Here is a 12,827-nt window from a genome sequence, read left to right as displayed (position 1 = left end):
CTCAGCCGGTCAGCCGGTCCAGCAGGTGTCCCAGCTGCCGGGCCGGATCGGCGGTCACTCCCCCGTGCACCGGACCGGGCTGCAGCACCGTGCTCCGCGGCGCCTTGAGGAAGCCAAAGCGCTGGCTCACCGGCACCCGCCCGGCTCCCCCGGCCCGCTCCGTGCCGGCGCACACGGCGTCGACGAAGGCCAGGGCGTCGCGGACCAGGGCCGGGTCGACGTCGCCGAGCGCAGCCAGGCGCGCCTCGTCGACCCGCCAGGCGGCGGCGAGGTAGTTGGTGGCGTGGCAGTAGAGCACCACGCCGACGTTGCAGAACTCCTCGCGCTCCACGCGCGGCACGCAGCGCAGCGCGACGTACTGGTAGGCCTGCACCGCGACCGCGCCGCTCACGCCGGCAGCCACTGGCGGGTGCCGAGGCGGGCGACCAGGAACGCGACGTACGCCGCCCGCAGCTCCTCCGGCGTCCCCGCTCCCGGTACCGGGTCGAGGAAGGCGTCGGGGACCAGGGCCACGACCTCGGCGAGGAGCTCGGGCGTCACGAGCGCGGTCAGCTCCGCGTCGACGGCGGCGAGGTCGCCCGCACGGCCGACCAGGACGTGGTCGGCGGGGTCCCACGGCTGGGCCGCGAACCGGGCCGGGTCTCCCACCCCGCCGGGCCAGGCGTGGTGGAAGTACAGCGACGCGCCGTGGTCGATGACCCAGAGGGCGCCGTTCCACAGCAGCAGGTTGGGGTTGCGCCACGAGCGGTCGACGTTGGCGCAGAACGCGTCCAGCCAGACCACCCGGCCGGCCACGGCGGACTCGATGCCGGTCTGCCCGTCGTACCCGAAGGAGCCGGGGAGGAAGTCGCTGCCGAGGTTGAGCCCCGTGCTGGCGGTCAGGAGGTCCTGCACCTCCTCGTCGGCCTCGTAGCGGGCGATCTCCGAGGACAGGTCGAGCACGACCTGGCGGGGGGCGTCGAGGCCGATGGCGCGGGCGAGCTCGCCCACCACCACCTCGGCGACCAGGACGCGCGGCCCCTGGCCCGCGCCGCGGAACTTGCACACGTAGGTGCCGAGGTCGTCACCCTCGACGACCCCCGGCAGGCTGCCGCCCTCGCGCAGCGGCGTCACGAAGCGGGTGACGGTGACCGTCTCCAGGGGGCTCACGCGAGCGGGTCCTCGCTGAGCAGGCGCTGGCGCTGCTCGGCGACGTCGAAGTCGGCCGCCGGCCACTGCGGGTCGAGCCCCCGCAGGGTCTGCAGCAGCAGCGCCCCGACGGCGAGGTTGCGGAACCACTTCTTGTCGGCCGGGACGACGTGCCACGGTGCGTGGTCGGTGTGGGTGCGCTCGAGCGCGACCTCGTAGGCCTCCTGGTAGGCCGGCCACTGCGAGCGCTCGTCGATGTCGCCGGGGTTGAACTTCCAGTGCTTGGTCGGGTCGTCGAGGCGCGCCAGCAGGCGCTCCTTCTGCTCGGCGGCCGAGACGTGCAGCATGCACTTGACCACCGTCGTCCCGCCCTCGACGAGCCGCTGCTCGAAGTCGTTGATGGCGGCGTACCGGCGCTCGACCTCCTCGGGCGGGGCGAGCGAGCGCACCCGCGCGATGAGCACGTCCTCGTAGTGGGAGCGGTCGAAGACGCCGATCGTCCCGGCCCGCGGCAGGGCCCGCTCGATGCGCCACAGGAAGTCGTGGCTGCGCTCCTCCTCGGTCGGCGCCTTGAACGAGGTGATGCGCACGCCCTGGGGGTCGACCAGTCCGACGGTGTGGCGCAGCGTGCCGCCCTTGCCGGAGGTGTCCATGCCCTGCAGGACGAGCAGCACCGAGCGGGTGCCGCCCGCGGTGCCCTCGGCGAAGAGCCGCTCCTGCAGGTCGGCCAGCTCGGCGCCCATCGCGGCGAGGTCGGCCGCCCCCTGCGCCTTGCCCCCGTCGTACGCCGGCGCCGCGTCGGTCTCGATCGCGGCGAGGTCCACGGGGCCGGCGGCCAGGCGGAGGGCGGCCGGGATGCCTGCGGTGCTGGTGGTCACCGACCCAGCCTAGGAGCCGACCGGGACCGCCGACCACGCGAAGTCGACCCACTTCTCGGTCCGGCGCCAGGCGTAGTCGGGCCGCACGACCGAGCGGTCCTTCTCGAAGACCACCGCACTGCGCACGTCGGCGACGTGGCCGGCGCAGAACTGCTGGACGTGCCGCAGGGTCAGCCCGGTGTCGGCGATGTCGTCGACGACGAGCACCGTGCGCCCCTCCAGCTCGACGGGGGCAGGGGTGGGCGGACGGACGACGGGGGCGGGCAGGCGCTCGTCGACACCGGTGTAGAGCTCGACGTTGATGACGGCGACGTCCTTGACCCCCAGCGCGTAGCCCAGGCCCATGCCGAGGGCGAGCCCGCCGCGGGCCACGGAGAGGACGAGGTCGGGCTGGTAGCCGTCGGCCCTGACCTGGCGGGCAAGGTCGTCGACCGCCTCGCCGAACGCGGTCCAGGTGAGCACCTCGCGGTCGTCGGTCACCCTCCGAGTGTGCCCAGGATCGGCGCCGCGCAGGTTACGGCGGCGTGTCGGATGGGTTCGAACACGTGTTCGTCCTAGGCTGGTCGCGTCGCGAAGGCGCAGTCGATCCAGGCGGTCGTCCACAGGCCCACCGTCACCGCAGGCGTTGTGTCGGTGGTCGCCCCTAGCGTCTCGGCCGACGGATCACGACGACCGACCACGACACCCCTGTGAAGCAAAGGACGGACACCATGGCTGGAGACCGCGACAAGGCCCTCGACGCGGCGCTGCTCAACATCGAGAAGCAGTTCGGCAAGGGCTCGGTGATGCGCCTCGGCGACGAGACCCGCGCGCCCCTGGAGATCATCCCCACCGGCTCGATCGCCCTCGACGTCGCGCTCGGCCTCGGCGGCCTGCCGCGCGGCCGGGTGGTCGAGATCTACGGCCCGGAGTCCTCGGGCAAGACGACGGTCGCCCTGCACGCGGTGGCCAACGCCCAGGCCCGCGGCGGCATCGTGGCCTTCATCGACGCCGAGCACGCGCTCGACCCCGACTACGCCAAGGCCCTCGGCGTCGACACCGACGCCCTGCTGGTCTCCCAGCCCGACTCCGGTGAGCAGGCCCTCGAGATCGCCGACATGCTCATCCGCTCCGGCGCCCTCGACCTGATCGTCATCGACTCGGTCGCCGCGCTCGTGCCCCGCGCCGAGATCGAGGGCGAGATGGGCGACAGCCACGTCGGCCTGCAGGCCCGCCTGATGAGCCAGGCGCTGCGCAAGATGACCGGTGCCCTCAACAACTCCGGCACCACGGCCATCTTCATCAACCAGCTCCGCGAGAAGATCGGCGTCATGTTCGGCTCGCCCGAGACCACCACCGGTGGTCGGGCGCTGAAGTTCTACTCCTCGGTCCGCCTCGACGTGCGGCGCATCGAGACCCTCAAGGACGGCACCGACATGGTCGGCAACCGCACCCGGGTCAAGGTCGTCAAGAACAAGGTCGCCCCGCCGTTCAAGCAGGCCGAGTTCGACATCATGTACGGCAAGGGCATCAGCCGCGAGGGCGGCCTGATCGACGTGGGCGTCGAGGCGGGCATCATCCGCAAGGCCGGCGCCTGGTACACCTACGAGGGCGACCAGCTCGGCCAGGGCAAGGAGAACGCCCGCACCTTCCTCAAGGACAACCCCGACCTGGCCAACGAGCTGGAGAAGAAGATCCTGGAGAAGCTGGGCGTCGTCCCGAGCGTCGACGACGACGTGCTCTCCGACAAGCCGATCGGCATCGATGACTTCTGAGCCCGTCGTCGGTCGGGCCGACCCCTGGCGCGGCGACGTCCACGGGGGCGTCGCCGCCTGGACCCGGTCGGCCGGGCCGGCTCCGGAGCCGCCGGTCGACGTCGAGGCTCTCGGTCCCGAGGCGGACCCGGAGTCGGTGGCCCGCACGATCCTGCTCGACCAGCTCACCGGTCGGGCCCGCTCCCGGTACGAGCTGGCCGAGAAGCTGCGCGGCAAGGACGTGCCCGACGACGTCGCGGCCCGGCTGCTCGACCGGTTCACCGAGGTCGGCCTGGTCGACGACGCGGCCTTCGCCCGTGCCTGGGTGGCCGGCCGCCAGTCGGCCAAGGGCCTGGCCCGGCGGGCGCTGGCCCAGGAGCTGCGCCGCAAGGGCGTCAACGACGAGGTGGCCCGGGAGGCCCTCGACGAGCTCGACCCCGACGACGAGGACGCCGCCGCCCGGGCGCTGGTCCGCAAGAAGCTGCGCTCACTGGCCCGGGTCGACGACACCACCGCCACCCGGCGGCTGGTGGGCATGCTGGCCCGCAAGGGCTACCCTCCCGGCACGGCGTACGCCGTGGTCCGCGAGGAGCTGGCCGGCGCCGGTCGCGAGGCCCCCGAGGCGGACTGAGCAGCAATCCCAGGGCCGGGACCGGCCGCGGTCTGGACCGGGCACGCGACCGCCACCGATTGAGGGGGTTCGACGGGCTCCGGAGTGGCTATGGTGCCGCTCATGTTCAAGAAACTGCAGGCCGCGCTCGGCAAGGGCGGCGCCAAGGTCGACACCGTCCTCGACAACCCCACCGTCTACCCCGGCGGAGTCCTGACCGGACGCGTCGACGTCCGCGGCGGCGAGATCGAGCAGCAGCTCGAGGGCATCCGCGCCGCGATCTCGGCCGTCGTCGAGGTCGAGTCCGGCGACGACGAGTGGAGCTCGGCCCGGCTCATCGGCGAGCAGCGCATCAGCGGGCCGTTCGCGGTCTCCCCCGGCCAGCACGCCTCGCTGCCCTTCCAGCTGCAGGTGCCGATCGAGCTGTCGCCCAACCTGGTCGGCAGCCAGCACATCCACGGCCTCAAGATCGCCGTGGCCACGGTGCTCGAGATCGACAACGCCGTCGACGCCCGCGACAACGACCCCATCCGGGTGCAGGCCCTGCCGGCCCAGGAGGCGGTGCTGTACTCGATGCAGCAGCTCAACTTCCACTTCAAGAGCGCCGACTTCGAGGCCGGCCGGGTGCCGGGCTCGACGCTCGGGTTCTACGGCGAGTACGAGTTCGACGCCCGCAGCTCGGGCCGCCGGTTCAAAGAGGTCGAGCTGACCTTCCTCACCCGGGCCCACGACCTCGACGTGCTCATCGAGGTCGACAAGAAGGGCGGGTTCTTCCTCGAGGGCTCCGACGTCACCCGTCGCTTCACCCTCAACCACCAGGACACCGACGTCCAGTCGATCACCCAGCACATCAACCACGTGCTCGGCACCGTCTGAGCCACCCACCCCGCTCGCACCCCCGAGGCGACGCCCCGCGACCGACCGGTCGCGGGGCGTCGTCGGTCCCAGGCGGTCCCGGGCGGTCCCAGGCGGTCTCAGGCGGTGTCGGCGTGCCGGAGAGCGGCGTGCGCCCGGGTGTGCTCGAGGATCGTCGCGGCGACGAGGTCGGGGTCCTCGAACATCGGGATGTGCCCGATGTCGGCCAGGGTGACCACGTCGGCGTCGGGCATGGCGGCGGCGTACGGCGCGCCGTACCGCTTCGGCGGGAGCAGGAGGTCGCGCTCGCACAGCACCAGCCGCACCGGGACCTCGCGGTCGAGTCCGCGCACGTCGGTCGCGTCGGAGCTGCGCACCTCGGAGAGGATGAACGGCAGGAACGACGGGCAGCGCGAGGCGGCGCGGACGAAGTTGTCGGCGCGCTCGCGCGAGACCCGGCGCGGGTGGTGCGAGACGGTCTTGAGCACGAGGGAGTGGAGCGGCAGGTCGAGCGCCCGCTCGCCGAGCGCGTGCCCGAGCAGCGCGGCGGCGTACAGGCCGGCGAACTTGCCCGCCACGACGATCTCCTCGCGCGACCACTTCGTCCAGCTGCCGGCCGGCGCGATGGCGGTGACGCTCCGCGCGCGGCCGCGCTGGGCCAGCTCGAACGCGAGCCAGCCACCGATGGAGTTGCCGGCCAGGTGGCAGGTGTCCCAGCCGAGCTCGTCGAGCAGGGTCTCGACGCCGTCGGCGTAGGCCTGCAGCGAGACGTCGCGGCGGCGCAGCGGCGGACCGCCCCAGTGCCCGGGCAGGGTGGCCGCCACGACCTCGTGCTCCTGCGCCAGGGTCGGGACGACCTCGGCCCACACGTCGTGGGAGGTGGTGAAGGGGTGCAGGAGCAGGAGGGGCTCCCCGGTGCCCGTGTGCACGGTGGGGGCCGGGACGGGCTCGCGGCGGCGCCGTCGGGCCGAGGTCCGGTTTGTCTGCGACACGGTGTCACGTTAGCCGCGGTGGCCCGCGCTGTCACCCACCTGGGTCCGGGTGGCGCGACGCGGGCTGGGCACCGGACGGCATGACCAGCGACCCCCGCGACGTCCACGACCACCCCGACACCGACGGCGAGCAGCTGCCCGACCCCGGCCACCCCGGCTCGGTCACCTCCGCGATGGGCGAGGAGCCCGACCACGGCGAGGAGGGGTACGTCGGGCACGACCGGCTGCCCGGCAAGGTCGCCCTGGTCACCGGCGGTGACTCCGGCATCGGCCGGGCCGTGGCCATCGCCTTCGCACGCGAGGGCGCCGACGTGGCCATCGTCCACCTGCCCGGCGAGGCCGAGGACGCCCGTCGTACCGCGGAGTGGGTCGAGGACGCGGGCCGACGAGCGCTGCTGCTGCCGGGCGACCTGCAGGAGGAGGCGTTCTGCCGCGAGGTCGTCGAGCGGACCGTGCGCGACCTCGGCGGCCTCGACGTCCTCGTCAACAACGCCGCCTACCAGCAGGCCCAGCCCGGCGGTCTGGCCGACATCTCGACCGAGCAGCTCGACCGCGTCTTCAAGACCAACCTGTACGCCATGTTCTGGCTGGCCCAGGCCGCGCTGCCCCACCTGCGACCGGGGTCGAGCATCATCTCGACCAGCTCGGTCCAGGCCTCCTCGCCCGCGCCGCCGCTGCTCGACTACGCGGTGACCAAGGCCGGCATCGTCAACTTCACCCGCGGCCTGGCCGAGGCGCTCGGCGGTGACGGCATCCGGGTCAACGCGGTCGCCCCGGGCCCGATCTGGACCCCGCTCATCCCCGCCACCATGCCGGAGGACCAGGTCTCCTCCTTCGGCGAGTCGACACCGCTGGGCCGCGCCGGCCAGCCGGCCGAGGTCGCCCCGGCGTACGTGTTCCTGGCCTCCGACGACGCCACCTACGTCACCGGCGAGGTCATCGCCGTGACCGGCGGCAAGCCCGTCTCCATCTGATCCACGCTCGCCCGCCACGCTGGCCCGTCGTGACGGCGCGGCGGGTCAGCGATCAAGAGCCGGCGGCGGCCTTGTCCTGCTCGGACCTCAGGAGCAGGGCGATGTCGATGAGCTGGTCCTCCTGGCCGCCGATCAGCCCCCTGCGGCCGGCCTCGAGGAGGATCTGGGCGCCGGAGACGCCGTAGCGTTCGGCGGCGTTGCCGGCGTGCTTGAGGAAGCTGGAGTAGACGCCGGCGTAGCCCATCATCAGCGTCATCCGGTCCAGGCGGCACTCCTCGGGCATGGCCGGGCGGATGACGTCCTCGCTGGCGTCGACGACGGTGAGGAAGTCGACGCCGGTGGTCCAGCCGAGCTTGTCGCAGACGCCGATGAACGCCTCGAGCGGGGTGTTGCCGGCGCCGGCACCGAAGCGACGGACCGACCCGTCGATCTGGGTGGCGCCGGCCCGGGCGGCGATGACGGTGTTGGCCACGCCCAGGCCCAGGTTCTCGTGGCCGTGGAAGCCGACGTCGGCCTGGTGGCCGATCTCGGCGACGACGGCCGAGACCCGGTCGGCGGTCTGCTCCATGACGAGCGCGCCGGCGGAGTCGACGACGTACACGCACTGGCAGCCGGCGTCGACCATGGTGCGGGCCTGGCGAGCCAGCACCTCGGGGGGCTGGGTGTGGCTCATCATCAGGAACCCCACCGTCTCCAGGCCGAGCTCGCGGGCCAGGCCGAAGTGCTGGATCGAGACGTCGGCCTCGGTGCAGTGGGTGGCGATCCGGCAGATCTGGCCACCGTTGTCCTGGGCCGCCCGGATGTCGTCCTTGGTGCCGACGCCGGGGAGCATGAGGAAGGCGATCTTGGCCCGGGTCGCGGTCTCGGCCGCGATGGCGATCAGCTCCTGCTCGGGCGTGCGGGAGAAGCCGTAGTTGAACGACGACCCGCCGAGCCCGTCGCCGTGGGTGACCTCGATGACCGGGATGCCGGAGGCGTCGAGCGCGCCGACGATGTCGCGCACCTCGGTGGCGGTGAACTGGTGCCGCTTGTGGTGCGACCCGTCGCGCAGGCAGGTGTCGGTCAGGCGGAGGTCGAGGTGGCCGAACGGCTCGTCGCCGTGGGTGCCCGACCAGGTGCGGGACAGCGTGTTGAGGTCGGGGTCGGAGAAGGTCTGCGTCATCGGAGGCTCCTCGCGATCTCGTCGCCCACCCGGGCGGCGGCGGCGGTCATGATGTCGAGGTTGCCGGCGTACGGCGGCAGGTAGTCTCCCGCGCCCTCGACCTCGACGAACACCGAGACCTTGACCTGGCCCCGGGTGGCTTCGGACGGCCCGTCGACCTGCGGCTCCTGCAGCAGCCGGTAGCCGGGGACGTACTCCTGCACGGCCTGCTCCATCGCGTGCACGGAGGTGACGACGGCGTCGAGGTCGGCCTCGGGCGGGACGGCGCAGAAGATCGTGTCGCGCATGATCATCGGCGGCTCGGCGGGGTTGAGGATGATGATCGCCTTGCCGACCGCGGCCCCGCCGATGGTCTCGACGCCGGCGGCGGTGGTGCGGGTGAACTCGTCGATGTTGGCCCGGGTGCCGGGACCGGCCGACATCGAGGAGACCGAGGCGACGATCTCGGCGTAGGACACCCCACCGACGTCGGCGACGGCCCGCGAGACCGCGGCGACCATCGGGATGGTGGCCTGGCCGCCGCAGGTGATCATGTTGACGTTGGCCGCGCCGAGGTGCTCCGCGCCGTTGACCGGCGGGATGACCGCGGGCCCGACCGCAGCCGGGGTCAGGTCGACCGCGCGGATGCCGGCCTCGGCGTAGCGCGGGGCGTACTCGCGGTGCACGTAGGCCGAGGTGGCCTCGAAGACGAGGTCGGGCAGCTCGTCCTGCTCCAGCAGCCAGTCGACGCCCTCGTGGCTGGCCTCCAGTCCGTGCTCCGCGGCGAGCCGCAGGCCCTCGGAGGTCGGGTCGACGCCGATCATCCAGCGCGGCTCGATGACGTCGCTGCGCAGCAGCTTGTGCATCAGGTCGGTCCCGATGTTGCCGGGCCCGACGATGGCGGCGGTCTTCTTGCCTGTGCTCACCGTGCTCAACCTGCTCACTCCTCGAAGGTGGCGACGAGCGGCGCGAAGCCGCTGATGGACGCCTCGACGCGGTCGCCCGCCGCGAAGGGCACGAAGGGCCCGAGGGCCCCCGACAGCACCAGGTGGCCGGCGCGCAGCGGGTCGCCGAACCGGGCGCACTGCACGGCCAACCAGCGCAGCGCCTCGAGCGGGTCACCCAGGCACGCGGCGCCGTTGCCCGACGAGCGGACCTCGCCGCCGACGGCCAGGGCCATGTCGACCTCGCGGGGCTCGAGCCCGTCGGGTCCGTCGAGCGGGCGGCCCTCGGTGCCCACGACGAACAGCCCGCTGGAGGCGTTGTCGGCGACGGTGTCGGTGAACCCGATGTCCCAGGCGGCGATCCGCGAGTCGACGACCTCCAGCGCCGGGAGCGCGACCTCGACCCGCTCGCGCACCGCCTCGAGGGTGATCTCGTCCTCGGGCAGGTCGACGTCGGCAGCCAGCCGGAAGGCCACCTCGGCCTCGACCCGGGGCTGCACCAGGGTCCGCATGGAGACCCGGTCCCGGCCCGAGACGTCCATGTCGTCGAGCAGGTAGCCGAAGTCGGGCTGGTCGACGCCGAGCTGGTCCTGCACGGCCTTCGACGTCGCCCCGATCTTGCGCCCGACCACGCGTGCTCCCCCGGCGACCCGCGCCTGCACGAGACCCTGCTGCACGGCGTACGCCGCGGGGAGGTCGTCGGTGCCGATGAGGTCGCGCACCGGGGGGCACGGCACCCGCTCGCGCTGGGCGGTGGCGAGGCGGTCGACCGCCGCGCGGACGGCGTCAGGAGACGTCACGCGGCAATACTAGAACCTGTTACAGTTTTGCGCCATGACGGGTCAGCTGCCGGACGAGGTCGACGTCGTGGTCGTGGGGGCGGGTGGTGCCGGCATGTCGGCCGCCCTGGCCGCCGGGGCCCAGGGCCTCGAGACGGTCGTGCTGGAGAAGTCGGCGCACTTCGGCGGCTCCACCGCGCGCAGCGGTGGCGGGGTCTGGATCCCCGGCAACTACGCGCTCCAGGCGGCCGGCCAGACCGACGCGGCCGACGTCGAGGAGTCCAAGCGCTACCTCGACTCCATCGTCGGCGACGACGTGCCCAAGGTCCGTCGCGACACCTACATCGAGCGCGGCGCGGAGGTCATGGAGTTCGTGCGCGACCGCACCCCGCTGCGGTTCGCCTGGGTCGAGGACTACGCCGACTACCACCCCGAGGCGCCGGGCGGCCGGTTGAAGGGCCGCTCCTGCGAGCCCGTGCCGATGGACGCGCGGTTCCTCGGCGAGGAGCTGGCGCGGCTGCACCCGCAGTACACCAAGGCGCCGGCCAACATGATCGTCACCCAGGCCGACTTCCGGAGGATCAGCCTGGGGATGCGCACCATCCGCGGCCCGGTCACCATGGTGAAGGTCCTCGCGCGACGGGTCGTCAGCCTGGTGCGCGGCCAGAAGATGTACGCGATGGGCAACGCCATCGCCATCGGCCTGCGGCAGGGGCTGGTCGACGCCGGCGTGCCGGTGCACTACGAGACCGAGCTGCTCGGCCTGGTCCTCGAGGACGGCCGGGTGGTGGGCGTCCGGGTCCGCCACGGCGGTCCCGAGGGCGCCGAGCGCGTCGTCCGGGCCCGCCACGGCGTGGTGCTCGGCAGCGGCGGGTTCGAGCGCAACCTCGAGATGCGCGAGCGCCACCAGCCCCGGCCCACGTCGGTGGAGTGGACGACGGGCAGCCAGTTCAACACCGGCGCCGGCATCGAGGCGGGCCAGGAGGCCGGCGCCGACGTCGGGCTGATGGACGACGCCTGGTGGGGACCGACGATCCCACTGCCGAGCGGGCCGTGGTTCTGCCTGGCCGAGCGCAACCTGCCCGGGTCGATCATCGTCAACCAGGCCGGCCGCCGCTACATGAACGAGGCCCTGCCCTACGTCGAGGCCGTGCACGAGATCTACGCCGGCGAGGCGACCGGCGTCGGCCACGTGCCGTCGTGGATGGTCATCGACCAGCGCTACCGCAACCGCTACCTGTTCGCCGGGCTCGGACCGCGCCAGCCCTTCCCCGGCCGGTGGTACAAGAACGGGACGGTCAGGAAGGCCGCCACGCTCGAGGCGCTGGCCGCCGAGATCGACGTGCCGGCCGCGGCGCTGCGCGAGACCGTCGACCGGTTCAACGGGTTCGCCCGCTCCGGGGTCGACGAGGACTTCGGCCGCGGCGAGTCCGGCTACGACAAGTACTACTCCGACCCGACGGTGAAGCCGAACCCGTCGCTGCACGTCATCGACCAGGCGCCGTTCTACGCCGTGAAGATCGTGCCCGGCGACCTCGGCACCAAGGGCGGACTGGTCACCGACGAGCGGGCCCGGGTGCTGCGGGCCGACGGCTCGGTCATCGACGGCCTGTACGCCGCCGGCAACTGCTCGGCCGCGGTCATGGGGCACACCTACGCCGGACCCGGCGCGACCATCGGCCCGGCCCTCGTCTTCGGCTACCTCGCGGCCGAGGACATCGCCCGTACGGCGGCCGGTCGGCGTACCGCGGCCGTCACCGAGGCCGTCACCGAGGCCGTCACCGAGCAGAGCGCCTGATGCCGATCGACCCCACCGTCGCGGTGGGTGCCGACCTCGGCGAGCGGACGTTCTCCTGGGGCGCGAGCGACGTGCTGCTCTACCACCTCGGCGTCGGCGCGGGCACGCGCGACGGCGACCACGTCGACCCGGGCGCGCTGCGCTGGACCTTCGACGGCCCGGACCTGCAGGTGCTGCCGTCGTTCGGGGTGGTCGCGCCGACGTTCCACGAGACCGACCCGCCGCCGCTCGACCTGCCGGGCTGCGACATCCAGCTCTCCCAGGTCGTGCACGGCTCCCAGTCCGTCGCCGTGCACGGGCCGCTGCCGACCTCGGGCACCGCGACGATCAGCACGACGCTCACCGACGTCTGGGACAAGGGCAAGGCCGCGGTCATCTGGCAGGAGGGCGTGGCTCGCGACGAGTCCGGCTCCGCCCTGTGGACCGTGCGGTCGTCGATCTTCGTGCGCGGCGAGGGCGGGTTCGGCGGAGAGCGCGGCTCGGCCACGCCCGTCGAGGTGCCGCAGACCGCCCCCGACTGCGACGTCACCTGCACCGTCACGCCGCAGCAGGCCCTGCTCTACCGCCTCTGCGGCGACCGCAACCCGCTGCACGCCGACCCGGCGTTCGCCCGCGCCGCCGGCTTCCCGGCGCCGATCCTGCACGGCCTGTGCACCTACGGCATCGTGCTGCGCGAGCTCACCGACGCCCTGCTCGACGGCGACGCCAGCCGCGTGACGTCGTACGCCGCCCGCTTCGCCGGCGTCGTCTTCCCCGGCGAGACCCTGCGCGTCCGTGGCTGGCGCACCGGTGACGACCGGGTCGTCGCGTCGGCCACCGTCGTCGGCGGCGAGCGCGACGGCTCCCCCGCCCTGGCCGACGTCGAGGTCGGCGTCCGGGGCTGACCGCTCGGGGACGGCGGGTCTGCGCGGGGGTTTCGTGCCAGAAGTGGCAGTTTCTCCGGTGAACCGGAGATCCTGCCGCCACCAGCCGCACCCGTCCCGGCCGGACGGGTC

14 protein-coding genes are annotated in these 12,827 nt (G+C 73.1%); 6 read left to right on the top strand and 8 right to left on the bottom strand.

What is annotated here, in order from left to right:
* Position 1: 1 nt before the first annotated feature.
* From FJQ57_RS07425 to FJQ57_RS07410, 4 genes are read right to left on the bottom strand one after another with little or no spacing between them, the layout of a single operon-like run.
* Positions 2-391, bottom strand: coding sequence for a DUF3037 domain-containing protein (locus FJQ57_RS07425; protein WP_246081640.1), 390 nt, complete (start codon positions 389-391; stop codon positions 2-4).
* Entirely contained in the window at positions 388-1,149 is a 762-nt protein-coding gene (locus FJQ57_RS07420; RefSeq protein WP_139978587.1) for a HipA family kinase, read from the bottom strand. The genes FJQ57_RS07425 and FJQ57_RS07420 overlap by 4 nt, the downstream gene beginning before the upstream one ends.
* On the bottom strand, positions 1,146-2,006 hold the full coding sequence (locus FJQ57_RS07415; RefSeq protein ID WP_211348761.1) for a polyphosphate kinase 2 family protein: 861 nt from the start codon (positions 2,004-2,006) through the stop codon (positions 1,146-1,148). Before FJQ57_RS07415 ends, FJQ57_RS07420 begins: the two co-directional genes overlap by 4 nt.
* 9 nt (positions 2,007-2,015) lie before the next feature.
* Positions 2,016-2,486, bottom strand: a complete 471-nt coding sequence (locus FJQ57_RS07410) for a phosphoribosyltransferase (protein WP_139978585.1) — start codon at positions 2,484-2,486, stop codon at positions 2,016-2,018.
* A 230-nt stretch (positions 2,487-2,716) separates the two neighbouring features.
* Here FJQ57_RS07410 and recA point away from each other — a divergent pair, with 230 nt between their 5' ends.
* The 3 genes from recA (at position 2,717) to FJQ57_RS07395 (ending at position 5,225) form a co-directional block, all read left to right on the top strand.
* Positions 2,717-3,760 carry a recombinase RecA gene (gene recA, locus FJQ57_RS07405; protein ID WP_139978583.1) on the top strand — a complete coding sequence of 348 codons (1,044 nt, stop codon included), beginning with the start codon at positions 2,717-2,719 and terminating at the stop codon, positions 3,758-3,760.
* Positions 3,750-4,370, top strand: a complete 621-nt coding sequence (locus FJQ57_RS07400; RefSeq protein ID WP_139978581.1) for a regulatory protein RecX — start codon at positions 3,750-3,752, stop codon at positions 4,368-4,370. Before recA ends, FJQ57_RS07400 begins: the two co-directional genes overlap by 11 nt.
* A gap of 102 nt (positions 4,371-4,472) precedes the next feature.
* Positions 4,473-5,225 (top strand): sporulation protein, encoded by a 753-nt coding sequence (locus FJQ57_RS07395; RefSeq protein WP_170219316.1) that lies wholly within the window; start codon positions 4,473-4,475, stop codon positions 5,223-5,225.
* A 98-nt stretch (positions 5,226-5,323) separates the two neighbouring features.
* Here the strand turns inward: FJQ57_RS07395 and FJQ57_RS07390 are convergent, their stop codons facing one another.
* The gene (locus FJQ57_RS07390) at positions 5,324-6,196 is read right to left on the bottom strand and encodes an alpha/beta fold hydrolase (RefSeq protein ID WP_139978577.1); all 873 of its coding nucleotides are present in this window, start codon (positions 6,194-6,196) and stop codon (positions 5,324-5,326) included.
* Between the two features lie 80 nt (positions 6,197-6,276).
* Here FJQ57_RS07390 and FJQ57_RS07385 point away from each other — a divergent pair, with 80 nt between their 5' ends.
* Entirely contained in the window at positions 6,277-7,170 is an 894-nt protein-coding gene (locus FJQ57_RS07385; RefSeq protein WP_139978575.1) for an SDR family oxidoreductase, read from the top strand.
* Between the two features lie 52 nt (positions 7,171-7,222).
* Here FJQ57_RS07385 and dmpG read toward each other — a convergent pair whose 3' ends face one another.
* From dmpG to FJQ57_RS07370, 3 genes are read right to left on the bottom strand one after another with little or no spacing between them, the layout of a single operon-like run.
* A complete protein-coding gene (gene dmpG / locus FJQ57_RS07380) occupies positions 7,223-8,332 on the bottom strand; it encodes a 4-hydroxy-2-oxovalerate aldolase (RefSeq protein ID WP_139978573.1) in 1,110 nt (369 codons plus the stop codon).
* A complete protein-coding gene (locus FJQ57_RS07375; protein WP_139978571.1) occupies positions 8,329-9,237 on the bottom strand; it encodes an acetaldehyde dehydrogenase (acetylating) in 909 nt (302 codons plus the stop codon). Before FJQ57_RS07375 ends, dmpG begins: the two co-directional genes overlap by 4 nt.
* Positions 9,238-9,251: 14 nt before the next feature.
* Positions 9,252-10,055: a 2-keto-4-pentenoate hydratase gene (locus tag FJQ57_RS07370; RefSeq protein ID WP_139978569.1), complete on the bottom strand. Its 804-nt coding sequence runs from the start codon at positions 10,053-10,055 to the stop codon at positions 9,252-9,254.
* A gap of 34 nt (positions 10,056-10,089) precedes the next feature.
* Between FJQ57_RS07370 and kstD the strand changes: the two genes are divergently transcribed.
* Both kstD and FJQ57_RS07360 read left to right on the top strand, forming a co-directional pair.
* Positions 10,090-11,832, top strand: a complete 1,743-nt coding sequence (gene kstD, locus FJQ57_RS07365; RefSeq protein WP_139978568.1) for a 3-oxosteroid 1-dehydrogenase — start codon at positions 10,090-10,092, stop codon at positions 11,830-11,832.
* Positions 11,832-12,716, top strand: coding sequence for a MaoC/PaaZ C-terminal domain-containing protein (locus FJQ57_RS07360; protein ID WP_139978566.1), 885 nt, complete (start codon positions 11,832-11,834; stop codon positions 12,714-12,716). Before kstD ends, FJQ57_RS07360 begins: the two co-directional genes overlap by 1 nt.
* Positions 12,717-12,827 lie beyond the last annotated feature (111 nt).

Source organism: Nocardioides litoris, assembly GCF_006346315.1.
Lineage (GTDB): Bacteria > Actinomycetota > Actinomycetes > Propionibacteriales > Nocardioidaceae > Nocardioides > Nocardioides litoris.
This window is presented reverse-complemented; position numbering and strand designations above follow the sequence as displayed.

What these genes read in the sequence shown, in the direction of transcription:
- recA (WP_139978583.1), top strand. Translation starts at nt 2,717, where the DNA reads ATGGCTGGAGACCGCGACAAGGCCCTCGACGCGGCGCTGCTCAACATC.
- FJQ57_RS07400 (WP_139978581.1), top strand. Translation starts at nt 3,750, where the DNA reads ATGACTTCTGAGCCCGTCGTCGGTCGGGCCGACCCCTGGCGCGGCGAC.
- FJQ57_RS07395 (WP_170219316.1), top strand. Translation starts at nt 4,473, where the DNA reads ATGTTCAAGAAACTGCAGGCCGCGCTCGGCAAGGGCGGCGCCAAGGTC.
- FJQ57_RS07385 (WP_139978575.1), top strand. Translation starts at nt 6,277, where the DNA reads ATGACCAGCGACCCCCGCGACGTCCACGACCACCCCGACACCGACGGC.
- dmpG (WP_139978573.1), bottom strand. Translation starts at nt 8,332, where the DNA reads ATGACGCAGACCTTCTCCGACCCCGACCTCAACACGCTGTCCCGCACC.
- kstD (WP_139978568.1), top strand. Translation starts at nt 10,090, where the DNA reads ATGACGGGTCAGCTGCCGGACGAGGTCGACGTCGTGGTCGTGGGGGCG.
- FJQ57_RS07360 (WP_139978566.1), top strand. Translation starts at nt 11,832, where the DNA reads ATGCCGATCGACCCCACCGTCGCGGTGGGTGCCGACCTCGGCGAGCGG.